The following is a 25,886-nucleotide window of genomic DNA, read 5'->3' on the forward strand; positions in this document are numbered from 1 at the left end:
TTAAAGATATTGAACGAAAAAGTAGCCTGTTGGGTTTTTCAACAGGCTGACCCTTCTTTCGCAAGAAGGGTTTTATCATCTTATTGTTGATCCTGCTCCATCAATTCCTCGTAAACTTTGACAACGCGATCCCATTCCGCCTCGTCCTCGATGCTGGCAAGGAACGCCTCGTCGTTTTCTTCCTCAATGCGGAAAATTACTCCATCGGCTTCCGGTTCGTTTCGATCGAGCAATACGGCATAAGCTTGTTCCTTCACTTCAAATGTGTACACCATGACCATTTCATGCTCTTTGCCGTCCTGATCCGTTACGATAAAAATTTCCTCATCATGCTCATGATCGTGATCGTGTCCGCATCCGCAATCATCATGATGGTTGTGATCGCTCATCGAATGACCTCATTTCTCGTGAAATTAAGAACCCTTCCGTATCGTACCATTTTCGGATAGCGAGGTCAACGAACGCCGGATTGGACGGGTCAACGCCGAAAGGAACCGATTATTCCGAAACGATCACTTTTTTGGAAACAACCACGTAATCGCTGGAATCGTCCAATTTCACTGAAAACTTGACGATATAGTTGCCGCTTTCCGAGAAGGTGACAGTAAACGGCCAAGGATACCAAAAGCTGTCCTTCTCTCCGCCAACGGCTTTCTCATGCGGTGCAACCGCTTGTTCGCCGCTCGGCGTTTCAATCGAAATCTTGAACGAACTGATGCTCGTATCCAGACTGTCCACTTGCGCAAAAACGGCAAAATCAATCGTATCGCCCTTCTTCACTTTCCCGAAAGGCTGCTTGACGGAATAATCTTTTCCGACCTCCTTCGCCACAAACATATGTACATTAGGTTTAAAAACGTTAACCGTCTTATTGGCATTGTCCCACTTAACTAACGCTTGAAGCGAGTCGGCGAGCATTCTCACCGGTAATACGGCGCTGCCTTTGACCAAAAAGGCGGGAGTCTCACCGTCGCTGAATTGTTTCTCCACATTGTTGATGTACAGCTTCGCCCGGCTAAAGCCCTCGAAATCTCCCCAGAGCGAGCTTGCCGTCACCGATGCCGTTCCCAAGAGCGATAGCGCAAAAGCCAGAACAAGCGCCCGACGAACTTTCATAAATGAACCCTCCATCATGTCGTAAGCTTTAATCTATATGATTATACTCCCAAGGCGAAAAAGAGTTGCGCGCAGCGTTTGTATTTTTATAAAAAAAACTATATCTTGTAGCATACAACATTCTCCTCGTCACCCTGTCACAAAATATAGTGTCGAAAGCACAGGAACAGCTGTCGATTCCGCCCGCAATACCGCACATTTTCAAATCTTCTGCGGTTGCCCGGGAAATGAAAAGTTTAATCTATTTTTAGACAACGCACCGGAAAATAGCTTGATAAACCGAAGAGTTGCATGATAGATTTAAAAAGATACACAGTGTTTTGTCACCCGGAAGTGGAGGTTATGTTGTGAACCTGCAAGTTCAAATGCTGGGAACAGGTACAGTCTTTACAAAAAAATATTATAATAATAATGCCTTGGTATATGTAAACGGATATAAGCTGATGATCGACTGCGGCGTCACCGCCCCCCGTTCGCTTTCCGAATTGCAAATTCCGCTCCATGCCATTGACGGCATTTTGATATCACATATCCATTCCGACCATGTCGGAGGTCTTGAAGAAGTCGCTTTTCACCTGATGTACAGCGCACGGACCAAAATTAAACTGTTCGTTCCCTCCTCAATCGCAGACCCTTTATGGGAACGATCGCTAAGAGGCGGACTGGAAAATCCGGCTGATGGAATCAATAGGCTTGAAGATTATTTCGACGTCGTCACGATCGAGGATAATACGAAGACCGATCTGTTTGAAGGCTTAAGCATTGAAGCGATTCGGACGAAACATATTCCGCAAAAGCCAAGCTATTCTTTTGTCCTTAACGATTACGTGTTTTACAGCGCGGACACGGTTTTTGATTTTTCGTTGCTTAAAGAAATGCACGAAAATCGAAAATGCAAGTATATTCTGCATGAATGCCAATTCAATTCGCCCGGTCTCGTACATGCCACCCTGGACGAGCTGCTCACGCTGCCGGACGAAATTCAGGAAAAAGTATTTCTCATGCATTATAACGACAACAAAGACCAATACGTCGGCAAAACCGGCCGAATGCGTTTTTTAGAGCAGCATCAACTATATGAATTTCCGTTATAACTTACATTCGTCTTTTAGAGGAAGCACGCCTCCGTTATTTCATAGCGGAGGTATGTTTTTTTTGCTTTCCATCTGACTGATCATGGATAATTTTACATTTTCTTTTGCAGGGATTCAGTTACGGGCATAGAATTACTATTTTGGTCACTTATTCTCGAATCCTTGCGAGGTGATACCATGAGCTTTCGCTGGCTTATTTCCGGTTACACCGCAGCCGTTATCGTATCTTCGATCGTTTTTCGCCAATCGGAATCACCGCAGCTGTTGATATTGCTGGGTCTTCTATATGTTGTCTCCCATTCCATTGAAAAAAAAATATTTTCCAACGGTTATTTGCAATTTATGCTGCTCGTCGCCATCCATTGGTACAGCGGCACCGATTGGAGCTTAACCTTATATATGGCGCAGCTCGGACGATCTTTCAACCACATGCGTTCTTATGGGCAAGCTGCATCTATATCGACCTTGTTTATTCTCGCCTACGGAGTGATCGTCTTTGAGCATGACCGGGTGGAATCGGTTCAGGAAACGCCGATTCTTTTCCACATTCTTTACTACAGCGTGACCTTCTTTATACTTGCCTTGTTTTTATTTAAATATATGCGCACTTCCCAGCATCAAACGGTAACCTTAAACAGGGAAAAGGAACGGTTGATCACTCACGATTCGTTGACCGGACTCATCAACTTCGAAGAGTGCCACCGTCAGCTTGAAAAAATGGTCCATGACGGACGTCCGATCATCTTTGTGCTGCTCGATTGCCGGGATTTAAAATCGCTCAATTCCAGCACCGGATTTCAAGGCGTCAATCTGCTGCTCAAGCAAGTCGCCCAACTGCTCGGCATTATGTTCCCCGACGCATTATTTACTGCCAGATACGGCGGCGACGAGTTTGCGGTGGCGCTCCAAATGGACGACCATGAAGAGACGTACACCCATATTTCAGGCAAGCTCGGCTCCGAATTTCCCAAGCTGACCGGCATTCAAATTACTTACGGCATTGCCGCTTATCCTTATGAAGCCTCTACCAAAGACGATTTGATTTCGATCGCGGAAAAAAAACTGTTTATGATGAAACGAGATGCATGGTTAAAGCAGGAGGAACACATGCTCCGTTCGGAAAAGCTGAAGGTGGTCGGAGAGCTCGCTTCCGGAATGGCTCACGAAATTCGCAATCCGCTGACGACCGTCAAAGGATTTCTCCAACTGGCAAAAGCAAACGGTTACAATGTCCGGCAATGGTACGAGCTGATCATGATGGAAATCGACCGCATGAGCATGCTGACCGGGGAGTTTTTGCAATTTTCCAAACCTCATCCGAAAGAGTTTCAAATTCACACGCTGCAGGAATGTGTCGCCAGAGTGCTGTCCTTGATGGAGTCGGAGACGGCAAGGCTCGGGCACCAGCTCCGAACCGAACTTCCGGAACAACCGGTGCATATGTGGATGGACCCGGACAAAATACTGCAGCTTCTGCTCAATCTTGTGAAAAATGCATATGAAGCGATGAGCACGGAAGGTGTTGTACTCATACGCGTCAGTGTGGAGCGGGACCAGGCCGTTATGGAAGTACGCGACAACGGAAACGGGATGACGCCGGAGGAGCTGGAGCAAATTTTCACCCCTTTTTATACAACCAAGGAAAGCGGGACCGGCCTGGGCCTCGCCATTTGCCATAAAATCATTCAGGATCACAAAGGCAGGCTGGAAGTCGAAAGCGTCAAACACGCCGGCACAACTTTCACCATTTCATTTCCGCTCGCCGAGTCTGCTGCGGTCCAAGAAAAAACCCCGACATAATGTCAGGGTTTTTGTCCATGTGTGCACTTCGCTTCAGAACCATCTTTTTCGCCGATTGCGGTCCGTCAAATAACTTAATGTTCCAATCGCGACTCCGAATAATGCGCCTCCAAGCACTTCCCTGGGCATGTGGCCAAGCCGCTCCTCCAGCTCCTTTTGCATTTTTCGGTGATATATTTGAGGGTGCTGTTCCGTCAGTTTTTCAACCTGCGTCTCAAGGCGGTTCACTTCCATGGCAATTTCTCCGGCACGGCGGCGTATGCCCATGGCATCGTACATGACGATAAGTCCAAAAAGCGAGGCAAGCGCGAACGGAACGGAAGAAATTCCTTTTTTCAATGCAACGTAAGTTGCAAGTGATGAAACCCCTGCCGAATGAGAGCTTGGCATCCCTCCGGTCTGAACGGCGGTTTTCCAATCCCACCGTCCGGTACCGACAAATTTGATGGGAACCTTGAGCAGCTGTGTGGCCCCGATACTGATTAGGGATGTCATCAATGCCTTGTTCATCCGATCACCTCATGTATAGAATCCGAAGATTGCCGGTTTTCTATGCGAAGTCAATGCCGGATGAGGGAAGAACTATTTGTTAAATCTAAACACGGGCAATCAGTTAATAACGCGTTTGGCCGAAACGATGCGACTTTTCCAGTTTTTATCCAGCTCCGTCACCGTCACGCCGATGCCGACCCGAAACGTGTGCAGCAGCTTGTTGTTTCCCGCATAGACGGCCACATGCCCAATGTGATCGATGCCGGTTTTATTTTTTCTTTGGGGAGTCGTGAAAAATATCAAATCGCCTTTGCGGAGTTCGGCAAGATCGACCGGAGTTCCTTTCTGGCTCTGCTGCCGCGAATCCCGCGGCAGCTTGATTCCTTGCTTACCAAATATGTAGCCGACAAAGGACGAACAGTCAAACGTATTCGTTTGCCCTGCCGCTGCACCGAATTGGTATGGCGTTCCGAGGAAGGTGCCGCCAAGGCGAATGATCGCGTCAGCTTTTTGTTCCCAGGACGGCCTGTCCGCTTCCGCAACATAATCGGTTGCCGCCATATCCACATAACCTTCCGCACCGTTATTTTGCACCTTAATCAGCTTTCCGTCCTCGCCTAGAACTTTTAGCTTAGTACCGGCCGGAATCGATGTGCCGCCTTGCGAGTCCGCCGGTGATGTTCGGATGGAAGCCGCGGACAATACGGATACTTCCGGGGCAAGATCCAATATCGTGCTTTTGTTCGCAAACGGACCGGGGAGATCGCTGATTGGATCGTCCTCATTATCCGGTGGAACGATGGTTGCCGTATTGGTGCTGCCGTCCCAATCCACCTTGAAGCCTAGTGTTTCCGCGAGCAGGCGAATCGGTATATAGGTGGTGCCGTTATAGTTCAAGCTGGAGGGCAGCGTCGTAGTTCCATCGCTGTAGCCATCCTGGGAAGAATACGTCTTATCCCCGACTTTCCAATGAAACGGAGCCGCTACAGTTTCAAATGAAACGAGTCCGGTTGCTGCCGAGGCCGTCGTGATTAACGCGGCGCTTGCCGCCGCAACTAAAATGATCGTAATCCGCTTTTTCATATTCGTCCTCCCGGCTGACTGGTAAGGGGAAAACGCCCCTTTTCAACAAATCATTCGCAATGGGCCGGGAGGATGAATGGGTATCTGTCTACTCCAAATGATGGCAAAGGCGTTATTCCGCTTTTTCCAGCACGGAAATAAGGAAACTCGCTTCCTTTTCGCTGTCCGTTTCCCCCCAAGCCATCACCCCGTTCAAATACACCAAGCGAAAAAGCTCTTTCCGTCCCCGGACCCTGTAGGTTCCGGGCGTAAATTGCTCGGGGTTCAGCGTGTACGCCTTTGCCGTATCATACCTGCTTTGCAGTATTTCCCTCTGGCTCGGAAATTCGGCTTTCTCTATTTCGCCCAAGATGGACTCCATTTCCGCTTCCAGCTCAGTACGGGTCATTTCGCTGAATCTTTTTTTCATTCCTGCACCTCTCAACCAAATCAACAAAAATTGCGAATCGGCTTTTATTTCTTTCGGCTTATTGCCAGATTACCCCATAATCATATAAGATTAATGAAGAAACTTACTTAGATAAAGGTGCTGTCCTCATGAATACTGAAAACAAACGCAGTTTTTTCCGACTATCTTTCGTTCACCCGCTTTGTGCGGAACTCAAAATCATCGGGCTGCCGGATGACGCCGAAGTCAAAACCGCGAAAATCGCCATTCACGATATTAGTGCAGGCGGCATGCGATTCGTATCCGACATCAACTTCAGCGAAGAGCTGAACGTGCTGTTTGAAGTCAAATTTACCGCTTTGGGCAAACCATACAAAATCCTTGGGCAGCTCCTGCGGGTGAAAGAAGTCAAACCCCAGATTTACGAGTATTCGACCAAATTCTCCTTAAATGAACCGGAGGAATCCGCGCTGGTCAGCATGCTGAACGCCTTGTCGATCAAGCTTCGCAAAGTGAACGTGCTGTCCAGCTGCAGCTTCTGCACGGATGAAGAACTTGCCCAATTCAAGCTGCTCTAAGCTTGTATGCCGCTTCCCGCAAGGCCGGCGGCAACAAACTGCTTGTCCCTGCCGAGCGGCCATAGCCAGGTGGTGAAATGAGTTTGTTCCGGATTCATCCGGTCGAACGCACCCTTCATACCGGCTATGGCCGCTTCCATTCCATATTGGCCAAAGGCCGTAAATATGCGGCGAACCCGCTCTTTTTCCGTTCTCTCCATATACAATTCATCCATTACCTGCTGTGTTTGTTCGTTTACGATCATCATATCCGACCAGATGACGATTCGCCCACCCGGCTTGAGCATGGAAAACAACACCCGGTTGTACGCTTCCACACAAATATCCCTTACGGAAGAGATTTGTCGCGTCAATTGCGCCGTTTGCTCCGGCCCGTAATTTTCCATATACGGCGCGAGCATGAGCATCGCATCGATGTAAAACAATTGCGTATATACCGGCAACGAAACGACCAAAGAAAACTGCCGCCCGATCTGCTCCAATGGCCGCGCCTGTTTCACGTGCTCGCCCGTCTCGCCGAGAAATGCGATCAATTGCCCGGGCTCCGCCCCGCTCTCCAGCAGGCTCTGAAACCGCTCCTGGAATCGGACTTGCTCCAGACCGATCAAATCGGCGTTCGTATGAACGGTTACTTTACGCGAGAGCGGTCCCGTAAGCCCTTGCACAGCCGACTGCCCTCCTGATCTCCCGAGATCGAAGACCGTAATATTGGATACGCGTGCGGTTATTTCGGTCCAATCCACGTCGTCCCAACATCCCGTTCCGACTACCGCCGCTTCGACCGGCTCAGGAGATTTGTTCAGGGCGTGGATAATAAGCTGCATCGCTTCCCAGCGGTGCAGCTCCGCCTCTTCCTGCCAGCTTTCCACAATATCCCGTTTTTCGTCCATCTTCTTAATCATCATCGATCCCTCGCTCGCTTGGCTTGTGTCGTTTCTGAACAAGATTATAGCACAAAGCGTGCGCCCTCTAAATCCCCCGCATAGATTTCTCAACACAACAAATAAACCTTGATTTCTCAAGGTTAAAGCAGGATCGGTTGAATCGAAAAACTTGATACATTAGGTATTGAATAAGGACTATTTACGGATTTTTTCGATACTTTTTTGTATCGTAAGTTATTTCATTTTATAATAATCCATAGGTGTACGCTTTGGGAAAAAAATAGCCAATCTTGTTGTCGGCTTAAAAACAACCACCGCTAAAACAACCCCTATAAACTAATTAGGGGTTGTTTCTCCTAGTACGCCACCGCTCCTGATTCCGTATAAAATAAATAAAGCCCTTGATAATCAAGGACTCTTGGGTATGACCTGTAGTGGGCTCGAACCACTGACCCCCACCCTGTCAAGATGGTGCTCTCCCAGCTGAGCTAACAAGTCGTATTAGCAACACATAATTTTCGACGCGTTTACTATTATAAAATAAATAATTCCAGTTGTAAAGACTTCTTTTAAAAATTTATGAAGTCGATTACGCGCAATGTACGAGTAGATAACAGCTCCTTAAAAGGATCAAGGAGCTGTTGTCATATGACCTGTGCAGGGCTCGAACCTGCGACCCCCACCCTGTCAAGATGGTGCTCTCCCAGCTGAGCTAACAAGTCAAGTTCCAAACCGACCGCCGTTTGCGTCGGTTTTTATATAATAGCAGGGCTCGCGGGAGAAGTCAAGACTTGCCACGTAAAATATCCACTCTATGTTTTATCCTTTTTTTGTATATTCCATACAGGGCTGCCCGGAAGATTTCAACACCAGTGCGGAAGGCATCTCGCTTGTTTTAAACCCGAAAGCCCGGCAGCCGCGCGGGAAAGACGGATCCCACGTCACGTAAAAATGCTTGCAGCCGAAGCAATTAATTTTACCCTGCACAGCGGACGGTTCGTTTTTCATCGCGCCCTACCTGGTCGTTTGAAAAAATTCGATCCACTCGCCGTCCGGTCCGTAAAAGAAAAAGTACCTGGAGCCGTTCGGCAGCGTCGTAATTTCCTGGTCGATGAGCTGTACCGGAAGCGTCTTGATCCGGACAAACTCGACTTCGACATCATCTACCGTAAAAGCGATATGATGGACCTTGCCCTCTTGCGGCAGCTTGTCGTTGTACCCCTGAACCAGCTCCAGTTCCGTCTCCTCCGCATTGGCAAATCCGAGAAAAGCGAGCTCAATGACCCCATTCGTATGCCGCATCCGATATTTGAGCTCGAGACCGACAATATCGCGGTAAAATGCGATAGACGCTTCGATATCCTTAACCATGATACCGACGTGTTCAATTTTCTTTCCAGCCATCTGATGTACCTGCCTTTCCGCAGCGATTTCTCACGATTCGGAAATAGTGTACCATAAAATGGCGCACCTGTCCTCTGCAGACAGGCAAATGGGAACAAACAAATACCCGATCCGTCCTTAGGGAGAACGGGTCCGGGCGAATTTTCCCTTATCGGGGGTATTTCCGCTGAAACTTACGCTTGTTATACGGTTAAAATGCGCTTGCGCACCTGCACGTTGCTGCCGTATTTCGCTTTAACTTCCTTCAGTTTTCCCTGCGTCAGCAAGTAAATATCTTTCATCCGCTGACTCATCGGCTTGACCGTTTCCTTCACTTCTCCGTTGACGACAATATCGAAAACTAACACGTTTCACAGCTCCATTTCGTTTGTTTCATTAATCCTAGTGTAGTTTATATTTATTAAGCGAGCATTAAATGCAGATGCCGAATTTGTGAACTTTCAAAGGCATTGTGAAAAGAAAAAATGAAGGCTGATTTATTCGTCCGCCTAAGCTTTTACAAACGTCACGCCCGTCCTCTGGTCAGAATACATGGGACCCCTTTGCCTATTGCCCCAGGCAGAGACATTTTATCCAAATAAGCGATGCCGCGCGCACATTTGCGGCATGAACTGCACACGTCCGAAGTGACCACCTTCATGTTGAACTGCGATTTGTCTATGCTGCTGGGAGGCGTATTTTTTTTCTTGTTTTTAGCTTTGCTCATGGCTTGAATGCACCCCGTTCTCCAAAAATAGCCGCATTTATAGGTATGCAGCGGCACATCTCACGGACACGGCGTCAGCCTAGGTTGCCTTCTGCCGCCGTCCGGACTATGATGATCAGGTAAGCTTCATCGTTAAGGAGGGTTGCATCGGGTGGACAAGCTGCTTAATCAAGTGCAAATCGTACGTGCCATCACGTTGAAAACGCTGCGCGAAACCGATCCGGCTATCTTCGATACGATGCCGCCCGGGTACAGCAATACGATCCGCTGCAATGCGGGCCACATCCTGATCGTACAGGACACGGTTTCGGCGCATTTTGCCGGCCTTGAGCCCCGGCTTCCGCCCGAATACCTGCAATGGTTCGGCAACGGATCGCGGCCGTCGCTTTGGGAAGGGACTCCTCCCGGTACGGAGCGTCTGCTCGCCGAGCTTGAAGAGCAGACCGGGCATATCATACGGCAGCTCGGACCGCGCCTCAATGAACGGGCGGTCAAGCCGTTTTCAAGACTTGGCTACAAAATGGAAACGATCGGCGAGCTGCTGAATTACAGCTTATATCACGAGGGCGTTCACATGGGGATGATTAATGCGTTGAGCAAAGCTGCGGTTTCGCTGAAGGCGTAGGCTTCGACTCTTTCGAATGGACAAAACCCGCTGCGAAAGACTCAGCGGGTTTTTGGGGTCTTATTTGTCCAGTACCGTTAAAATAAACCGCTTCGTCTCGGCAATCGCTTGATCCAGCGATTCCGTCGTTCCGGCGAAAGGATGCACCGCATTAAACGTATGATTCCCGCCTTCTACGGCGACATACCGGATCGACGGATTCGCCGCAAGCAGCTTGGCGGAACCTTTGCGCAGCCGATCGTGATCTTCTGTACCCTGGATCAGGGCGACCGGAACATCGATCGTGCCGATGCGCCGCAATAGGTCGAATCGTTCGCGGTTTTGCGCAATATCGTCCAAAATGACCCGATCCAGCGGCATTTGCTGCTTCGTGCGTCCATTGAGCGTGTAGGAGCGGCCGCGCGACCGCATTTCCTCCACATTTTCCGCCGAAAAAATATTGACGTCGGCGATACCGTTCCAACTGATGACACCTGCGGTTTCGCCGGGATGGTCGAGCGCGTATATCAGGCTCGTTCCCGCTCCCTTGCTGTGTCCGAGCAGGAAAATCGGATTTCCGTGCACCGAAACGTCCCCTATCGCTTTGGACTTGACGGCGCGGACTACCGCAGCCAAATCCTCTACCTCCAGGGAATACGTATTTTGCGCGAATTTTTCGAGTTCGGTAAACTGCTGCAAATCATCGCCTACACCGTTATGTGAGAAATTGAAGCTGATCACATCAAGAAATTCGGAAAGTTGTTCCGCGGCATACGGGAAAAATCCCCAGTCCTTAAAGCCCTTGAAGCCGTGGCTTATAATCAAGGTACCACGTGCTTCCGTATTCACGTGAAACACGCTGGCGCGAATGACGCGGTTCTCCCCTAAATCAAGCTTTACGGATGATGGCATAACGCTGCTCCTTCCATACAAATTAATGTGTTACGACCCGAGCATCTTTTTGCCTCTCGGCTGGTTGCCGTTCGAATCCGGCTCCAGCGTGATGCCGATCGTATCGAAATCGTGCTCGGTCTCCGTGATCATATACGTATGGACGCCGTTGCCTCCGGGATCAACCTTAAACGTCCCGCAATTTTGACGTTTGCCGTCCTTGACGCCCCAAACTTGGTACGCCTGCTCTCCTTCCAAAACAGGCAGCCCGCTCGTCTGCAGTACGAGTTCCATGCTGGAGCCTTTCTTGGTAAGCCAAGCCTGGCCTTTGGCGGCAGGTGCCGAATTGTCGAACGATTTGAGCGTATACTGCTTAAGCATTTGCGACGGCGCCTTTTCCTGCTGCTTAAGGGCGGTTGGGGGATCTCCCTGCTTCTGCATTTGCGTCAGCCCCCACCAGCTTGCCGCTCCGAGCACAAGCAATCCGGCGGCTGTAGCCGCGGCATAACGGCTGAACCTTCTCCAAGCCGGTTCTTTAGTTACCGTAAACCCTGCAGTCCGGATGTTTTCCTGCGATTCAGCGCCGATAATGCCGCCAAGCAGCTCCTCTTTCCATTCCGCAGGCGGCTCCATCTCTTCCATTTCGTAAGGGAGTACCTGCCAAACCTGCTGCAGCTCCTCGTATTCTTCCCGGCAATCCGCGCAGGAGGACAAATGATCGGCAAAATCGGTTCTTTCTTCCTCCGTCATCTCTCCTGCCATATATAAAACGAGCTGATCGCAAGGACGGATCTCGCTTTTCATTCTGTAACCTCCTCCCGAAGCGATGCCAGATGTTTGCGAAGTATTTTAAGCGTCTGATGAAGCCTGCTTTTCACCGTACCGAGCGGCTCGCGGTTATTTTCGGCAATTTCGCTGAGCGTATAACCTTCCCAATAAAACGAGCGGATCAGGCTTATTTGCGCTTCCGACAAATGCTTATACGCTTTCTCGATATGCTCCTTAAGCCATCTTCGCGATACGATATCCTCCGGGCGAAGCAGCGCCAGTTCCGGCGCCTGTTCCCAAACCCCGGGCTCGTACGGCACGAGGGCCGCCTGCTTTCGGGATTTGCGCAGCTGATCGATCGTAATATTCCGCGTAATCGTAATCAGCCAATTGACGAATAGACCTTTAGCCGGATCATAGCCCTTTTCCGTCGTCCAAAGTCGGGTAAAGACAAGCTGAACGATCTCTTTGGCAAATTGGGGGTCCTTGTTTGTTTTCATCGCAAAGGAATAAACCAAGCGGGAATAACGATCATACAAGATCTCCAGCGCTTCGCCTTCTTTGTTCATAATCCTTTGCATCAATTGTTCGTCGGAAAATTGTTGCATACCGGGCTCTCCCCAAGGTCGCTGCGACCTTCAATATAGGTAACGGCGTTCAACGGCGTTCGGTTTCTCCATGTTATTGTAACATCAACCGGTTTGACAAAAAAAGACCGATTTTCCAAAGGAACGAAGCCATTCCCGGAAAATCGGCCTGATTGGGCTGCGAAGCGCGTTTTATTTAACGATGATGGTGCCCTTCATCGATGCCTTATGCGGAGCGCAGTAATACGTATATACGCCCGGCTTGTCAAAGGTAAGCGTTGCGGATTCGCCCTCGCCCAGCAGCGGCGTCTCGAACAAAGGTTTATCCCCGTTCATTTCATCGGAGACGACGTTATGTTTGAACTGATCCCGATTTGTGAAGGTGATGCTCGATCCGGCTTCGATCGTAATCTCCGGCTGCGCAAACTTAAAGCTCTTGATGTCCATTGCGTAAGCTTTGGCAGCAGGCTTCGCCGCTTCCGTCTGCTTGGAAGGAGTCGGATCGATCACGTACCATACTTTGCCGACATCCTGCCCTTTCACGTCTCCCGGCTTTTCGTCTTTGACGTAATAATAAAGCGGCCAGCCCTTGTAGGTTGATTGTTTTGTGCCGTCATCGCGAACGATGACACCGAAATCCTCCGCCTTCAAATCTCCGCCGGAGGTGATGTGCTCCGAGTAGAAGACCGGCCATGCGACTTCGCAGTTGCCGTAGCAGACGCTTTTGTTGGTTGTATCCTTGGTGTACAAGTACAGTGCCATGCCGCGGGAATCGGCCAAATAAGGACCGAGTTTGTCGTCCTTGGCGACGATGACGGCGGAATGAGGAACAACATACCACACGTTATTGACGCCTTGCCCTTTTACATCGCCCGCCTTTTCATCTTTGGCAAAATAATAAAGCGGCATCCCTTTGTACGTCGTCTGCTTTTTGCCGTCTTCGCGCACGATCGTTTTGAAGTCGGCAGCGTTCAGCTCGGACGAAACCTGGATATTCTCCGCGTAATAAATCGGCCAGTTCACCGCACATTGATCTTTGCACATGCTCATATCCGGCATATCTTTGGCGTAGTAATACAGCGTTTTTCCTGCAGCGTCGACCAGGAAGCTGCCAAGCTCCGGCGTCTGTGCCACGTTAATCCGGGCCGCTTGGACAAGAACCGCCTTCGCTTTGTCGACCACCTTTTGATCGGCCAGCATGTCGGCCAGCGTTTTCCCGCCCCCCTTGACTTTGAGGCCGAGAGCCTCTACCGTCGCTGTGGCGATATGGCTGTTGCGCAATCCTCCGGTACCCGCGATTTGCGACAACCCATGATCTTTGGCGAAGGCTATTACGTTGTCGTATGTAAAATCGCTGTCCTGCTTGTATCCGAGCGCTTCAAGCAGCACTTTGTAATATTGCTGGTCGGTAATGCTCGCGGACGGATCGAACTTGCCGCTGCCCGTTCCGGCCCAACCAAGGCTCGGATTCGCTTTCAAATAGGCGAGAATCGCCTTGTTGCTGTCGCTGACGGACGATGCGTCGGAGAAGTTGTCCGTACCGGTAAAAGAGAGCGCGGTTTGCTCCAGTCCTTTCAAACGCAAAAATAAAATGGCGGCTTGCAGGCGCGTCGTCGTTTTCGCCAGGTAGGCGGCTGTTACTCCGTTTCCGTCTCCCTGCAAAATGCCGAGATCTGCGGCAACCTCCGCATCGGTTTTAACACCGGGCGATGCCTGCGCATCGGCGGCAAGTGACGGCGCGGCAGCCGAAAGCACCATCGCACCTGAAAGCAGCGCCGCAGCAAACGAATGTCGTTTTGTCATTTCGAAAATTCCTCCTTGATTGATGAATTATTTCTGAAACGGCTTACATTGAAAGTAACGGAACCTTTAACGAAACGGTTTGATGTTTGATAAATAAAGAAGAGGATGCCCGGCGGGTCACCCTCTAGATCGATCGACGTAAAACATGTTCCATAAATAAATAGTAGTATCACGCAAAAAAATCCTCCTCTGCCTTATCCTGATAAGCAAAGGAGGATTTTCAAACCGTTACATTATGTATGTACTACACGAGACAATGCAATCCAATATAGATTGTTAAGCTTGAAATTTCGGAAAGTGCCGAAGACCGGACTCGAACCGGTACGGTAGTCACCTACCGCAGGATTTTAAGTCCTGTGCGTCTGCCTATTCCGCCACTCCGGCATGCTTCGGACATCGACGCTGCCTTTGCATGGTGGGCCCTGAGGGACTCGAACCCCCGACCAATCGGTTATGAGCCGACCGCTCTAACCAACTGAGCTAAGGGCCCCTAACAAAAGGGTTGGTTGCGGGGGCAGGATTTGAACCTGCGGCCTTCGGGTTATGAGCCCGACGAGCTACCGGGCTGCTCCACCCCGCGTTAATTTTCACCGTCTTTTCACAGCGACAAAAATAACTATACACCAATCCGTACGTGGAAGTCAATACTTTTTTTCTTTGAAGAATCGGAATTTATAAGCCGAAGGCGTAAAACATCTTATCACAATGAAAACTCCGCCTAAATGCGGGGCCTGTTATCTTGGTCTTATATCATATAACGTACGCCGAAGCGTCCTTTTTTCGAACGAAACACTTCCACTTCCTGAGGGCATTCGTAGCCGTAAATCCACCAGTCTTCTTCCATCCGTTTGGCAAGGCATCCGGCCTGGAATTTGCTTTCGTACAGCTTCACCCAATAAACCCATTTCACCTTGATCACTCCTGAAAGAGATTATAGTGTGCAGCTATAGCATAACCCAAAAAAAGCTCCCTTATTTCTAAGGAAGCTTCTCTTGCCTATTCGGCATCAGCTGGCATTTTCCCCCAGGAGCCCATCTTTTTGGGCGGCCGTTTTTTCTTCGACATCTCTCTGATGGTGCGCGATCCGGCTCGAGGCCGAAGCCGCTATGCTGGCGACCAAATCGTCCAAAAACGTATGCACGCGGCTGCCGATTTTCGTATCCAGCTTTTTAATAATGCCCGTCTTCTGTTTATCTAAATGCCCAAACGTCGTTACGGCTATGCTGCCGTAACCGAATACCGAGCCGAGCGCCAGCGTTTCGTCGCAGCCGAACAGCCCTTCGTCGGATTCGATGATCGATTGGATCGGTTCGGACAGCATTCCTTTTTCCGCAAGCACGTCAAGTTCGATTCCGACCAAAATCGCGTGCTGCAGCTCGCGTTTTTGCAGGACGGCTTTAACCGATTCGACGCATTCCTCCAACGTCAGGTTCGGGTTATAAGGGAGCTGCATCTCCCTGACAATATGCGCAATATCGACGAGCTCCACTCCGCGTTCGGCAAGTTTACGAAAGACGGCTTCTTTCACTTCGTTACTGTGGACTTGACGCTTCATATGGATCGTCCTTTCTCTATGCAAGTATACTCAGGCCATGCCCACACATGAATGTTTTGTGAACGTTTGTGGAACAGCTTCATTATAGCATGTTCATACTTCGTCTGCCGAAAAATGTTTGAAAAGGTGGTGATCGGGGGAACGTAGATTTATAATATATATGAGGAAGCGAAAACTCGTATGGGAGGGGATGCTTCATGTTATACGGAGTAGCGATTTTTCCGTCAAAAGAAGTGCAGGACGTTGCCAACAGCTATCGAAAACGGTTCGACCCTCATTACAATCTTATTCAGCCCCATTTAACGGTCAGGGAAAAAGAGGAATGGAACGACGAGCAGCTCGCCAAGGCAATTACCCACTTGCAGTCGGTCGCCGATCAAACGGCTCCGTTCACCGTTCATTTCAACCGGTTTTCCACCTTTTATCCGGTGGGTAACGTGATTTATATGGCTTTATCGCAACCGGAACCGCTGGTGAAGCTGTATCATAACATATGCAGCGGGTTATGGAAGGAACCGGGCAAGCCTTACGGCTATACCCCTCATCTTACGATTGGTCAACAACTGTCAAGCGACGAACTGCACGACGTGCTGGCCAGCCTGCGCAAAACGCCGCTCGATCTCACCGCGAACATCGACCGGTTTCATTTGTTATACCAAACGGAGAACGAAGCCTGGACGGTTCATCAAACATTTCAGCTTAAAGGCTAAATCGATCATCCCGGATAACTCGCCAAAGCGCGTGTCTATGGAAACGTGCGTTCCTCAATCCATGCAACAAAACTCCAACAAAGCCTTCTTTCTCTATTAAAAAGCCGTCCGACAATGTCGGACGGCTTTTTTGTCGCGGATACACCGCCTAGCTTTTGTATACGCCCAGCAGACGCTTCGATTCTCCCGCCGGGGTGGTGAACACCTCGTACAGCTTCACCGTGATCGGGCGTTCCATTTGCTCGGTCGTTCCTTCCAGCATAATGTTGTTTTCTCCGGTAACCAGCTTGCCGGTTCCGATCAGGCTCGCCTGCTTCGTGGCAACGAGCCGGTTAAGCGTGTCGTAAGCTTCGAACTGCAGCTTGGAGAATCCGGCATCCACCTGCACTTGAGGATCGCGATTGATCGTCAAATCGAATCTCAGCTTGTACGAATATGTCATATTGCCCAAACGGTTAAACAGCGGCTGTACCGTGTAATAATCCACCTTGACGTCAAACGGATAAAGCGTGAACTGCTTGTCGTCCATCCCTTCCTGCAGCGTAACTCCATAAGCCGCAATCGTGGACTTGTAAGGTGCCGCGGTTGTCACATCCTGAATCTTGATGGCGAGCCCTTGACCGGTCTCGGAAACTGGCAGCGTGAACGAATATCCTATCACGAGGCTGGAGTTCGGCAGCACTTGCGTCGTCGTTACGTTTTGCCGGTTGCCCGAGTACAAATAGCCGTCCGCGCTTTGCAGGTCGGCCTGGAATACCGGTACTGCCATCGGCCGATCGCTTTTGTTCGTCAGCTTGAACTTCGCGGTCATGTTTTTGGAGCCTTCGTCTTCGTTGTCGCTCATCCGGAATTCGACCATCGACACTTCCATATCCGGGTGAATGACATCGCTGACCCGGTCGAACTGCATCGGCTTGCCCATAACATACGGTTCGAAGGAAGAAGCGGCAGCGGACTTATCGGATGGAAGTATAATGTTAACGCGGCCAACGTTATAGCTGACGACCGAGTTCGATCCGGATTGCGCGAACTTCTCCGGAGTGAGTACGTTCAAGCTGGTGAGCTCGGAATCCAGCTCTGTGCTGATGACGTAATGAATGTATTTCTCTTCCTGAGCCTCGAGCACGATCGATTCCTGTTCAGCACGCTTGCCGCTGAACACCTTGACCTCCGTTTTTCCGTCGATATTGAAATCCGGCACCGTTTCGCGTTGGCTGCCAGGGTTTTTGACCAAAAGCTGAACCGTATAATTGGCTCCTTTATCCGTAATCTCTTTGTTGATATTGACCGGCGTATATTCAAGCGGAGAAATGAAAGGCAGCACCTTAAACGTTTCTCCCCATTTTTTCACCATCGATTTATCGGTAATCTCCGTATCGCTGCCTTTCCAGGTTTGGTCCGTCACAGGCACGGTAAGGATTCTCGTTTCCAGCTTCGGATACACATAAACGTCCACGTCGGTCCAGTTGACCTCGGTCAGCGAGAACGTATCGGTCCGGTCAATCACGGACATATAGCTCAGCTCCTGCGTCGTTTTCGGCTGGATCGAGCGCGGATTCGTCGCGCTCGGCTGGAGCGTATATTCAACGCCGTCCGACGTTTTAATCCGCAGCTCGTACGTATCGGGAACGCGGGTAATTTGCGTGCCTTTATTGGTCATGCGGACGACGACCCCAACGCGGGTGCCTCCGGTCACATATTCGCTGAGCACACTTTTGATTTCGACATCAAGCAGATCGGTAAGCTTATATTTGGCATACGCTTCGCTTGCGCTGCTTGCCGGCGCCGCACTCTGAGCCGGAGCATCGGCGGCGTATGCCGCCGCGCCGGCCGTCGTCAGCGCCATCGTAAGCACCACGGAAGTTACGGTCTTTTTCCAGTTCTTGTTCACAGTTTTCTCCTCCAAAAATTAGGGTGTTATTTCGCCAGTTGTACTTTCTCTTTATCTTTGAGCTGATGCTGGCCGGAAATGACGAGCTGTTCGCCTTCCTTAAGCCCGGAAATGACCTCCTGCACCGTTTCGTTCAAACGGCCGAGAGTAACTTTGCGGCGTTCCACCGTATCGCCGTTCAGCACGAAAGCGTAGGTTTCCCCACCTTCGCGAACGACGGCGAGGGTCGGTATCGTTACAACGATCTGGTCGTTGTCTTCAGTCAATTGAATTTGTACCTTCATACCCGGCTTCAGCTTTTTGTCCGGATTGGACACTTCCAGTTCGAGTGGATACGATTTGCTCGAGGCGCTCATGACGTCGGCAAGATAACTTATTTTGCCTTTCGTTTTCTCGCCGCTGCCAGGTACGTAGAAGGTCAGCTCGCTCTTGCCGCGTACAAGCTTAGCCGCTTCTTCAGTCAGATCCGCCTTGATTTTGATCGGATCGAGCTTCTGCATCTGTGCCACCTTAAATCCGCCCTGCACGCTCATTCCTACCTCTACAGGCAGATCGGTGATGACGCCGCTCGTCGGCGCCTTCACCTCGAGGTTGTCGAGCGTGCGCTCCACTTCCTTCAGGCTCAGGTTGGACGACTGCGCCTGCTGCTCCAAACCGGCCAGCGAGTTCGTGCTCTCGAGTGTCTTCAGCTTGTCCTTGTTACCCTGCAGATCAAGCCGCAAATTATTCACCTGCGTCTCCATCTGATCAAGTTGGAATTTAGTGACAAGCCCTTGATCGTAATCGTTTCTCATTTTGTTGAAAGATTTTTCCTGTTCCTTGAGCGAAGCTTCCAATTTGGCAATGCCGTTCCTAAGCTCCTGCTTGGAGTTTTCCAAGTCTTCCTTCGATTTGGTGAGCTGAAGCTCTGCGCTTCTTAACGCAACGGCAGCCTTGTCGCGGGAGAGCAGCACGTCGGTCGGATCCAGCCGAAGAATGACATCTCCCTGCTCTACGTAATCTCCACGTTTCTTTAAAATATCCTGAATGTCGCCGCCGGCTTTCAGCACGACATCCATTTGAATCGAGGAGGCCACGTCGGCCACCTGCTCAATCGGGTCTCCGATTTTTTGTTTCTCGATCTTGGCAACCTTTACGGTTTTCAGCTGCGCTTCCGCCGGCTTCTCCTCCGGCTGGGCCGCCGGGGCGCCTGCCGAGCAGCCGGCCACAATGGCCGTGCTCAGCAGAACAACGCCGGCAATTTTCGTGCTTTGTTTTACGGTATGGGCAAACAGCATCTTCATCGGTTGATCTCCCTTTCTCTTCACCTTAAGGTCCCGTTTCAGTTAGCCGGTACGGTTGCCGAATCGGCAGCGCCTGATTTGGCTTTCCGGTGGAACAAGCGGGACATTCTCTTTTTGAATTTATAGATCAGCTCGTAAGCGATCGGAACAATGACAAGCGTGAGCAGCGTCGATGTAGTCAACCCGCCGATAACGACGACGGCGAGTCCCTTGGAGATGATGGTCCCCTTGGATAAACCGAGTGCGAGCGGCATCAGGGCAATAATCGTTGCGCCGGCTGTCATGATGATCGGACGCAGACGCGTCATACCTGCTTCGACCAGCGCGTCGCGAATTTCGTAACCTGCTTCGCGCAGCTGCTGCACGCGGTCGACGAGCACGATCGCGTTGGTAACGACGACACCGATCAACATCAGGAAGCCGATCAGGGAAGTGATGTTGATCGATTCCTTGGTAATAACCAGTCCCAGCAAGCCGCCGATCGCCGCAAGCGGGAGGGAGAACAGAATCGCAAACGGCGCGCTGGCGTTGCCGAAGGCGAGAACCATTACGAGATACACGATGAAAATCGAAGCGAACATAGCCAAAAACATTTCTTTAAAACTTTTTTCGATATCGTCGGTAACCCCTTTGACCTGGGTCCGCACACCGCTCGGCAGGTCGACCGTTTTGAGCGCCTGGGACACCTTTTGGCTGACGCCGCCTTTGTCTTTGCTGTCGATATTGGCAGTCACGCTCACGATCTGCTCCTGGGCTTCCCGGCTGATCGAAACCGGAGCGTCCACCTGCCGCACTTTCGCCACCTCGTTGAGAGCAACTTCTGTTCCTGCAGGGGTTTTAATCGTAAGTTGGCCGAGCTTGTCGATGGAGTTTTTATACTTCGGATCAAGCTCGATTTTTGTTTTATAAAGGACGTTGTCGAAACGCAGATCCCCGACTTTATCCTCCATAATCCAAACGCGGACGCTGTCCATGATTTGTGCGGAGCTCAGTCCGTACAAACGGGCTTTGTTCTGGTCGACCGTAATTTCCACTTCCGTTTTCGATTCTCCCAGAGAGTCTTTGATTTCCGTAAGCTCCGGAAACTCTTTCATCTTCTCTCTGACCCGCTCCGCAGCAACCTTCAGCAAATTCAAGTCGTCGCCGATCAGCGCGTACGAGAAATCCGCTCCTCCGCTTGGCGGACCTCCGGAGAGCAATTGACCGTCGGCTTCAGATCCCTTTGGCAGCAAATAAGCGATTTTTTCCTTGAATTCCTTGGCAACCTGTTTGGCATTCGAGGCTTTCGACGCTTCCGCAAAAAACATCGTCCGGTATGCGACCCGGTCCGTACTTTGATTGTAGCCGATGAGCGATTCGTAGTAATTGAAGGTCGGCTGCCCTGCCGGATCTTTCGCTTCCTTCATCATCGCTTCGATTTCTTTTACCTTTTCATTCATCGTTTCGATCGTAGTTTCGCGAGGCATTTTGATCGTAAACATCATCAATTTGTCCGTCTCGCTTTCCGGCATGAAAGATGTCGGAAGGTTCGGAACGGTGCCAACGAGTGTCACAATGAACAGCAAGAATGCGATAACCGACGTTTTGATCGGATTTTTGAGCGACCACAGCAGTACGCTTCTATATTTTTTCGCCACTTTGCCGACTTCGTTTTCGTCATGATGCTTCAGTTTTTTCGACCGCAGCACCATCAACTTGGCCATCATCGGAATGACGGTCAGCGCCACGATAAGCGAGGACAACAGCGCGCAGCAGATCGTAATTGCGAACGGGCGGAACACTTCGCCGACGACCCCGCTGACGAAGGCGATCGGGGCGAACACGCCGACTGTCGTAATCGTCGACGAGGTGATCGCCGAGGCGACCTGCCCGGTAGCGAGTCGAATGACCGACTCGTTGCGTTCGTGCGCTTTTTGCAGCTGGCTGAAAATATTTTCGATGACGACGATACTATCGTCGACGACACGCCCGATCGCTATCGCGAGCCCGCCGAGCGTCATAATGTTAAGCGAGATGCCGAGCGGTGCCATGATCAGCAGCGTGATCAGGATGGACAGCGGAATCGAGACGAGCACGATCACTGTCATCCGGACGTTGCGCAGGAACAGCAGGATCATCAGCGATGCGAGCACGGCTCCCATGCCGCCTTCCTGCACCATGCCGTGAATCGATTGTTTTATGTCCGTGGCGCTGTTGTAGATCGTGTGGAACGTAATGTTCGGGTAATCCTTTTTCCAGCCTTCCATCAGCTTGTCGGCCGCTGCGGCGAACTCCACCGCATTGGCGCTTTTGGTTTTGTACAGGTTAATGCCGATCGCAGGCTGACCGCTGAGTCGCGACAGAAATTCGGATTCCTGAATCGCCTCGACACGGGCAAGCTGCTTCAGAAGCACTGTATCTCCTTTGGCCGTTGTGATTTTGACGTTTTCCAGACCGAAAATCGTGTTGGCGTCGCCTTTGACGCGAACCATCTGCTCGTTCCCGTTAAAATCGACGGAACCGGCCGGGCTCGACACGAGCGCCGCTTTGATGGATTGAGACAACTGAGCCGGCGTAAGGCCGTAGTTGTTCATCGCATACATGTCGAGCTTGATGTTCAGCACCGCTTCCTGATTGCCGATGGAATCGACGTGGTCGATCCCTTTGATCGAGTTGAAGCCCGGCAGGATGACATCCTTATAGACGCGATCGAGCTCCTCCTGACTCATTCCGTTTTTCGCATATGCGGACAAGTAGTAAACCGGCTCGGAAGCGAACCCGACGGTGAGCACCTTCGGTTTCTCGGAGCTTTCCGGAAGCTTGACGTTGGAAATGAGACTTTCCACGTCTTTTTTCACATCGTCCGGTTTTTTCTCCTGTTCCAGCTCGATGACGATTTGCGAAAAGTTGTCGCTTGAAGTCGACTTGAGGCTTTTGATTCCTTCCAGGCTCGCTATCGCTTTCTCCAGCGGCTTCGTGACGTCTTCAAGCACATCCTTCGGCGGTGCCAAATATTGCGTCGAGACGACGACGACCGGAAACGTGATATCCGGCATGCTTTCCACTTTCAAAGAGGTTGACGCAAATACGCCCCCCACGAACAGCAGCAAGATCAAAATGATAACCGCTGCAATGTTCTTCATGGAAAAATCGGTTAACTTCAACATTCTCTGTGAATCCTCCCATCCTTGGATGCAATTGCCAATATGATAAGACGCAATACGTCTGTAACAACCCTTCAGTACATCTTAAAACGTTTCGTTAAAGTTCAACTGCTCTCTCCGCTTCTGCCAATCGTCCTCCAGACCTGTCAGCTTATCGATAAACAGCTGATACATCGCCTGCATTTCGATAAACCGGCGCTTGAATGCATTGTGCGACGGCACATCCTCTTCGGATATGTCCCTGAGCTGGCCGAGCTTGTGCAAGGCCGAATCGATTTGGTTAAGTACGTCTTTCATTTTGCGTATAACGGAAGCTATCACAATCATGCTGAAATCGGGAGCTATGTAATAGTAGTCTTTGCGGTCGCTGCTGGTCGGCAGCTTGTTGCACATCGATTGCTTCTCCAGCGTCCTTACCTGAACGCTGACCGCCGCTTTTGTAACGCCGAGCGTCCCTGCCATTTCCTGAAGGCTGACCGGCTCCGGAGCAAAGAGGAGGAGCGCCAATATTTTTCCGGCGAGCGGACTGAATCCTTCGTTTTCGTACATAAGCGACATATGGTTGCTGATGCCGTTTTTCAAATCCGCGAAGGAAAAATCTGCATTACTCATAGTAGTCTCCTCGGTATTTACATTATTATCGTTTAGAAAGTTGTTAACGATAATAACATACTTTGCCAATAAAAAAGTGTCAATAACATTTTCATGAATTTAACAATTCGCTCACACCACCTGCCGTAACAATGAAATTCCGGGTAACCCGCATGCCGCTTTATGATGTCAATTTTACTTGATCTTCCATTTGCTTTCGCCCGGCTGCGGTCTGATTTTTCCAGTTCGAAATCTCCGTCTCGAGACGGAGGAAAAACGAAAAAACACCGTGTCTCATCCCTCGATCCGGAGATTTAACACGGTGTAATATTCAAAACAAAGAATTAGTCAGTTATGGAAAACCAGGCGATCTCTTGCGTACCGATCAGCTTTTTCTGTCCCTGGAAAGAGTCGTATACGCTTAACCGGTACGTTTTAAGCGTCTCCAGCTTATAGATAAGCTCCTCGTCCGTTTCCTTGATTTCGAACTTTTCCACTTTGCCGAGCCGGATTTTCGTATCTTTCGTTCCGTCGTTTGGCTCGCTTGCATCGAAATCTTTAAAATCGAACTCCCGCGAGAACGTTTTAGCCCCTTTTTCATCCTCAAACGTGATGATCAGCTTGCGGCCTTCCGTATTCGTTTCGAGCAGCAGGTCTCTCGTCAGCTCGTAGTTGAATGTCAGCCTCAGCTCCCGCGAATTCAGCCAAGTGGAAATGTGGTTGATGGTGAACGTGTACGGCGCCAAAACGAGCTTATCCAGTGTTTTCTGCACGGTCAAGTCTTCTTCCGGCAGCCAATACGCGGAGCCGTTGATGTATCCGTCCGGCTTGCCGTCGCCTTCCGTGAGCTTGCCTTCGGTGATCGCCTCGCCGATCAGCAAATGCAGCCCCGTAGCCGGGAATCCTTTCGGTACGTTCGCCCACAGGAATAACAGCGCCTTGCCGCCGGGATTGATTTTTTTCTTGACTTCGTTGATCGTGGCCGGATAAACGGTGCCGTCGGGCGTTTTAAACTGGGCGACCAATTTGGTGCCATTGACAGAGCGTTTCTCCAGATTCTCGACCTCAAGCTGCACCATAAACGTATCGTTCGCGTCCCCCAAAAAGGTATGCACATTGCGCACCTTGTAGCTCGCATTCCGTCCGACGTGCTGGACGGTGAACTTTTCGCCGACGTTGTTGTACGGAATATTCATCATTTCCGAGCTGTTGACGAATTCGAGCAAATCGTTCGTTTTCGTATCGCTCTCTTTTTCCTGCAGCACCAGCTTTACCTTGGAAAAATTATACGTGTACGGCAGCTTTCCGATGAATTGAAAATTGATCGACGAACCGACAGGAAGGCCGATAATATTGTCGGTGCGAATCAGCTTGGCCTCGATCTTGACGGCTTCGTCGAGAAAAAAGTAACCGGTCAAATCGGGAATCGGCAGCGCATCGACCCCCTGGTTGGACAAAACGAGATTGGCCGTCAGCATATCCTGATCTTCCCATGGCATACGGTTGAAGGCGGTCACTTTGGCGTGATACAGCCCTTTTTTCGTCGTGAAGGTGTAATCTTTGCCGACATCCACGCCCTCCGTTTCCGTTACGGCCGGCAGCTCGTAATAAGCGACCGACAGATTTAGCTTCAGATCGGCGATATTTTGGATGATGACAAGCTGCCACCCGTCCGGTGAAACGGAGACCGGCAAGGAACCGGACAACTCGAGTTCCTTGTCGACCTGCGGATCGATGGTCAGATCCTTCAGGTTTTTCGCTTCGAGCGGGTACATATAACCTTCGCTCGTACGGATCGCGAACTGATAGGCGGGAACGGCGATGCTTTTGGTACCGACGTTTTGCATGACAAAGACGACGGTGGCGTTGTAATTTTTCTCGTTTTTGCTCGTCAGCAGCTTCTTGATGCTCGTTTTCATCGGGATGCCGGTCATCTTCACGATGCGTGAGCCGCCGGCCGGCGTTACGACAGAGTAGCTGTCGCTGACGCTGATCTCCCCGAGATTCCTTTCGAAGTTCGGCTGGCTGAAGTCCCATTTGATGAACCGGAACACAAGGTCTGACAGCTCCGTCTTCTCGTTCACCGTCGCATAAAACCCGATGTCCTGCGTCGATTTCGGCGTAATGCGGTTTTTATCCTTGAATTCGGGCAAAATTTTCACCGATATTTGATTGCCGGACTTCGTCAGCAGGTGAACCCAATAGTCGATAAACATCAGGTCGGTCGAGTCGTTATTATGAATCGTGACTGTGAAGGCGACGTTTTTGGAGCCTTGGTCCGGCAGCATGTATACGTCCTTCAGCTCGAAAAAGCTGTTGTCCGTTATGTTGACTTTGCCGAGCGTCGGCACCCCTTCTTCAGCGCCGCCGTCGCCGTCCGCAAGGACGGTAACAGCATTGCCGAAGATCAGGGCGCAGACAAGCAGCAGCACGGTCAGCCTGTTATAAGTTCGTTTCATGGTGAGGTCCTCCTAAGAGTTTTGCGTCAGCAAAACTCGCATCGTAAGGATAAGCT

25 protein-coding genes and 5 tRNA genes are annotated in these 25,886 nt (G+C 50.4%); 5 read left to right on the forward strand and 25 right to left on the reverse strand.

The features are described from left to right. Positions 1-80: 80 nt before the first annotated feature. Together MYS68_RS14505 and MYS68_RS14510 are read right to left on the reverse strand one after the other, a co-directional pair. Positions 81-389, reverse strand: a complete 309-nt coding sequence (locus tag MYS68_RS14505; protein ID WP_248926528.1) for a DUF1292 domain-containing protein — start codon at positions 387-389, stop codon at positions 81-83. A 109-nt stretch (positions 390-498) separates the two neighbouring features. After that, positions 499-1,116, reverse strand: coding sequence for a stalk domain-containing protein (locus MYS68_RS14510; protein ID WP_248926529.1), 618 nt, complete (start codon positions 1,114-1,116; stop codon positions 499-501). Between the two features lie 347 nt (positions 1,117-1,463). On the opposite strand from MYS68_RS14510, the gene MYS68_RS14515 reads away from it, so the two are divergent. Both MYS68_RS14515 and MYS68_RS14520 read left to right on the forward strand, forming a co-directional pair. Then, positions 1,464-2,210, forward strand: a complete 747-nt coding sequence (locus tag MYS68_RS14515) for an MBL fold metallo-hydrolase (RefSeq protein ID WP_248926530.1) — start codon at positions 1,464-1,466, stop codon at positions 2,208-2,210. A 177-nt stretch (positions 2,211-2,387) separates the two neighbouring features. Next, entirely contained in the window at positions 2,388-4,010 is a 1,623-nt protein-coding gene (locus MYS68_RS14520; RefSeq protein WP_248926531.1) for an ATP-binding protein, read from the forward strand. Positions 4,011-4,043: 33 nt separating this feature from the next. On the opposite strand, the gene MYS68_RS14525 is transcribed toward MYS68_RS14520, so the two are convergent. The 3 genes from MYS68_RS14525 to MYS68_RS14535 all read right to left on the reverse strand — a co-directional run bounded on the left by MYS68_RS14525 (position 4,044) and on the right by MYS68_RS14535 (position 5,994). Next, positions 4,044-4,520 (reverse strand): divergent PAP2 family protein, encoded by a 477-nt coding sequence (locus MYS68_RS14525; protein WP_248926532.1) that lies wholly within the window; start codon positions 4,518-4,520, stop codon positions 4,044-4,046. 99 nt (positions 4,521-4,619) lie between these two features. Continuing rightward, the gene (locus MYS68_RS14530; protein WP_248926533.1) at positions 4,620-5,585 is read right to left on the reverse strand and encodes a C40 family peptidase; all 966 of its coding nucleotides are present in this window, start codon (positions 5,583-5,585) and stop codon (positions 4,620-4,622) included. 112 nt (positions 5,586-5,697) lie between these two features. After that, positions 5,698-5,994, reverse strand: coding sequence for a DUF1811 family protein (locus tag MYS68_RS14535; RefSeq protein ID WP_248926534.1), 297 nt, complete (start codon positions 5,992-5,994; stop codon positions 5,698-5,700). A 128-nt stretch (positions 5,995-6,122) separates the two neighbouring features. On the opposite strand from MYS68_RS14535, the gene MYS68_RS14540 reads away from it, so the two are divergent. Continuing rightward, positions 6,123-6,551 carry a PilZ domain-containing protein gene (locus MYS68_RS14540; protein WP_248926535.1) on the forward strand — a complete coding sequence of 143 codons (429 nt, stop codon included), beginning with the start codon at positions 6,123-6,125 and terminating at the stop codon, positions 6,549-6,551. Here MYS68_RS14540 and MYS68_RS14545 read toward each other — a convergent pair. The 6 genes from MYS68_RS14545 to MYS68_RS14575 form a co-directional block, all read right to left on the reverse strand. Further along, complete coding sequence (locus MYS68_RS14545) at positions 6,548-7,456, reverse strand: hypothetical protein (protein WP_248926536.1); 909 nt, start codon at positions 7,454-7,456, stop codon at positions 6,548-6,550. The genes MYS68_RS14540 and MYS68_RS14545 overlap by 4 nt on opposite strands. 404 nt (positions 7,457-7,860) lie before the next feature. Then, positions 7,861-7,933: transfer RNA gene (locus MYS68_RS14550), tRNA-Val, on the reverse strand. A gap of 151 nt (positions 7,934-8,084) precedes the next feature. Beyond that, a tRNA-Val gene (locus MYS68_RS14555) sits at positions 8,085-8,157 on the reverse strand. A gap of 292 nt (positions 8,158-8,449) precedes the next feature. Then, a complete protein-coding gene (locus MYS68_RS14565; protein ID WP_248926538.1) occupies positions 8,450-8,839 on the reverse strand; it encodes a VOC family protein in 390 nt (129 codons plus the stop codon). 182 nt (positions 8,840-9,021) lie between these two features. Next, on the reverse strand, positions 9,022-9,186 hold the full coding sequence (locus MYS68_RS14570; RefSeq protein WP_248926539.1) for a mechanosensitive ion channel protein MscL: 165 nt from the start codon (positions 9,184-9,186) through the stop codon (positions 9,022-9,024). 158 nt (positions 9,187-9,344) lie between these two features. Further along, complete coding sequence (locus tag MYS68_RS14575) at positions 9,345-9,545, reverse strand: hypothetical protein (RefSeq protein ID WP_248926540.1); 201 nt, start codon at positions 9,543-9,545, stop codon at positions 9,345-9,347. A 151-nt stretch (positions 9,546-9,696) separates the two neighbouring features. On the opposite strand from MYS68_RS14575, the gene MYS68_RS14580 reads away from it, so the two are divergent. Further along, complete coding sequence (locus MYS68_RS14580; RefSeq protein WP_248926541.1) at positions 9,697-10,170, forward strand: DinB family protein; 474 nt, start codon at positions 9,697-9,699, stop codon at positions 10,168-10,170. Between the two features lie 60 nt (positions 10,171-10,230). On the opposite strand, the gene MYS68_RS14585 is transcribed toward MYS68_RS14580, so the two are convergent. The 9 genes from MYS68_RS14585 to MYS68_RS14625 all read right to left on the reverse strand — a co-directional run bounded on the left by MYS68_RS14585 (position 10,231) and on the right by MYS68_RS14625 (position 15,753). After that, positions 10,231-11,061 carry an alpha/beta hydrolase family protein gene (locus MYS68_RS14585; RefSeq protein WP_248926542.1) on the reverse strand — a complete coding sequence of 277 codons (831 nt, stop codon included), beginning with the start codon at positions 11,059-11,061 and terminating at the stop codon, positions 10,231-10,233. 30 nt (positions 11,062-11,091) lie between these two features. Continuing rightward, positions 11,092-11,844, reverse strand: coding sequence for an anti-sigma factor (locus MYS68_RS14590; protein WP_248926543.1), 753 nt, complete (start codon positions 11,842-11,844; stop codon positions 11,092-11,094). Then, positions 11,841-12,416, reverse strand: coding sequence for an RNA polymerase sigma factor (locus MYS68_RS14595; RefSeq protein WP_248926544.1), 576 nt, complete (start codon positions 12,414-12,416; stop codon positions 11,841-11,843). The genes MYS68_RS14590 and MYS68_RS14595 overlap by 4 nt, the downstream gene beginning before the upstream one ends. Before the next feature lie 171 nt (positions 12,417-12,587). Next, the gene (locus tag MYS68_RS14600) at positions 12,588-14,198 is read right to left on the reverse strand and encodes a plastocyanin/azurin family copper-binding protein (protein ID WP_248926545.1); all 1,611 of its coding nucleotides are present in this window, start codon (positions 14,196-14,198) and stop codon (positions 12,588-12,590) included. 298 nt (positions 14,199-14,496) lie between these two features. Beyond that, positions 14,497-14,582: transfer RNA gene (locus tag MYS68_RS14605), tRNA-Leu, on the reverse strand. Between the two features lie 29 nt (positions 14,583-14,611). After that, positions 14,612-14,688: transfer RNA gene (locus MYS68_RS14610), tRNA-Ile, on the reverse strand. A 13-nt stretch (positions 14,689-14,701) separates the two neighbouring features. Continuing rightward, a tRNA-Met gene (locus tag MYS68_RS14615) sits at positions 14,702-14,778 on the reverse strand. A 165-nt stretch (positions 14,779-14,943) separates the two neighbouring features. Then, complete coding sequence (locus MYS68_RS14620) at positions 14,944-15,108, reverse strand: hypothetical protein (protein ID WP_248926546.1); 165 nt, start codon at positions 15,106-15,108, stop codon at positions 14,944-14,946. A gap of 96 nt (positions 15,109-15,204) precedes the next feature. After that, positions 15,205-15,753: a phosphatidylglycerophosphatase A family protein gene (locus MYS68_RS14625; RefSeq protein ID WP_248926547.1), complete on the reverse strand. Its 549-nt coding sequence runs from the start codon at positions 15,751-15,753 to the stop codon at positions 15,205-15,207. Positions 15,754-15,950: 197 nt separating this feature from the next. Between MYS68_RS14625 and MYS68_RS14630 the strand changes: the two genes are divergently transcribed. Next, positions 15,951-16,463 (forward strand): 2'-5' RNA ligase family protein, encoded by a 513-nt coding sequence (locus MYS68_RS14630; RefSeq protein WP_248926548.1) that lies wholly within the window; start codon positions 15,951-15,953, stop codon positions 16,461-16,463. 148 nt (positions 16,464-16,611) lie between these two features. On the opposite strand, the gene MYS68_RS14635 is transcribed toward MYS68_RS14630, so the two are convergent. From MYS68_RS14635 to MYS68_RS14655, 5 genes are all read right to left on the reverse strand, one after another. Beyond that, positions 16,612-18,354, reverse strand: coding sequence for a hypothetical protein (locus MYS68_RS14635; RefSeq protein ID WP_248926549.1), 1,743 nt, complete (start codon positions 18,352-18,354; stop codon positions 16,612-16,614). 26 nt (positions 18,355-18,380) lie between these two features. Further along, positions 18,381-19,637 carry an efflux RND transporter periplasmic adaptor subunit gene (locus tag MYS68_RS14640; RefSeq protein WP_248926550.1) on the reverse strand — a complete coding sequence of 419 codons (1,257 nt, stop codon included), beginning with the start codon at positions 19,635-19,637 and terminating at the stop codon, positions 18,381-18,383. Between the two features lie 38 nt (positions 19,638-19,675). Then, a complete protein-coding gene (locus MYS68_RS14645) occupies positions 19,676-22,783 on the reverse strand; it encodes an efflux RND transporter permease subunit (RefSeq protein WP_248926551.1) in 3,108 nt (1,035 codons plus the stop codon). Between the two features lie 81 nt (positions 22,784-22,864). Further along, entirely contained in the window at positions 22,865-23,392 is a 528-nt protein-coding gene (locus MYS68_RS14650; RefSeq protein WP_248926552.1) for a GbsR/MarR family transcriptional regulator, read from the reverse strand. 323 nt (positions 23,393-23,715) lie between these two features. After that, positions 23,716-25,830, reverse strand: coding sequence for a hypothetical protein (locus MYS68_RS14655; protein WP_248926553.1), 2,115 nt, complete (start codon positions 25,828-25,830; stop codon positions 23,716-23,718). Positions 25,831-25,886: the final 56 nt, after the last annotated feature.

Source organism: Paenibacillus hamazuiensis (genome assembly GCF_023276405.1).
In the GTDB taxonomy this organism is placed as follows: domain Bacteria; phylum Bacillota; class Bacilli; order Paenibacillales; family NBRC-103111; genus Paenibacillus_AF; species Paenibacillus_AF hamazuiensis.

Excerpts from the sequence above, each read along its gene's own strand:
- MYS68_RS14645 (WP_248926551.1), bottom strand. The coding sequence starts at position 22,783 with ATGTTGAAGTTAACCGATTTTTCCATGAAGAACATTGCAGCGGTTATC.
- MYS68_RS14540 (WP_248926535.1), top strand. The coding sequence starts at position 6,123 with ATGAATACTGAAAACAAACGCAGTTTTTTCCGACTATCTTTCGTTCAC.
- MYS68_RS14535 (WP_248926534.1), bottom strand. The coding sequence starts at position 5,994 with ATGAAAAAAAGATTCAGCGAAATGACCCGTACTGAGCTGGAAGCGGAA.
- MYS68_RS14630 (WP_248926548.1), top strand. The coding sequence starts at position 15,951 with ATGTTATACGGAGTAGCGATTTTTCCGTCAAAAGAAGTGCAGGACGTT.
- MYS68_RS14600 (WP_248926545.1), bottom strand. The coding sequence starts at position 14,198 with ATGACAAAACGACATTCGTTTGCTGCGGCGCTGCTTTCAGGTGCGATG.
- MYS68_RS14585 (WP_248926542.1), bottom strand. The coding sequence starts at position 11,061 with ATGCCATCATCCGTAAAGCTTGATTTAGGGGAGAACCGCGTCATTCGC.
- MYS68_RS14545 (WP_248926536.1), bottom strand. The coding sequence starts at position 7,456 with ATGATGATTAAGAAGATGGACGAAAAACGGGATATTGTGGAAAGCTGG.
- MYS68_RS14640 (WP_248926550.1), bottom strand. The coding sequence starts at position 19,637 with ATGAAGATGCTGTTTGCCCATACCGTAAAACAAAGCACGAAAATTGCC.
- MYS68_RS14525 (WP_248926532.1), bottom strand. The coding sequence starts at position 4,520 with ATGAACAAGGCATTGATGACATCCCTAATCAGTATCGGGGCCACACAG.
- MYS68_RS14530 (WP_248926533.1), bottom strand. The coding sequence starts at position 5,585 with ATGAAAAAGCGGATTACGATCATTTTAGTTGCGGCGGCAAGCGCCGCG.
- MYS68_RS14655 (WP_248926553.1), bottom strand. The coding sequence starts at position 25,830 with ATGAAACGAACTTATAACAGGCTGACCGTGCTGCTGCTTGTCTGCGCC.
- MYS68_RS14650 (WP_248926552.1), bottom strand. The coding sequence starts at position 23,392 with ATGAGTAATGCAGATTTTTCCTTCGCGGATTTGAAAAACGGCATCAGC.
- MYS68_RS14505 (WP_248926528.1), bottom strand. The coding sequence starts at position 389 with ATGAGCGATCACAACCATCATGATGATTGCGGATGCGGACACGATCAC.
- MYS68_RS14595 (WP_248926544.1), bottom strand. The coding sequence starts at position 12,416 with ATGCAACAATTTTCCGACGAACAATTGATGCAAAGGATTATGAACAAA.
- MYS68_RS14565 (WP_248926538.1), bottom strand. The coding sequence starts at position 8,839 with ATGGCTGGAAAGAAAATTGAACACGTCGGTATCATGGTTAAGGATATC.
- MYS68_RS14590 (WP_248926543.1), bottom strand. The coding sequence starts at position 11,844 with ATGAAAAGCGAGATCCGTCCTTGCGATCAGCTCGTTTTATATATGGCA.
- MYS68_RS14575 (WP_248926540.1), bottom strand. The coding sequence starts at position 9,545 with ATGAGCAAAGCTAAAAACAAGAAAAAAAATACGCCTCCCAGCAGCATA.
- MYS68_RS14520 (WP_248926531.1), top strand. The coding sequence starts at position 2,388 with ATGAGCTTTCGCTGGCTTATTTCCGGTTACACCGCAGCCGTTATCGTA.
- MYS68_RS14510 (WP_248926529.1), bottom strand. The coding sequence starts at position 1,116 with ATGAAAGTTCGTCGGGCGCTTGTTCTGGCTTTTGCGCTATCGCTCTTG.
- MYS68_RS14625 (WP_248926547.1), bottom strand. The coding sequence starts at position 15,753 with ATGAAGCGTCAAGTCCACAGTAACGAAGTGAAAGAAGCCGTCTTTCGT.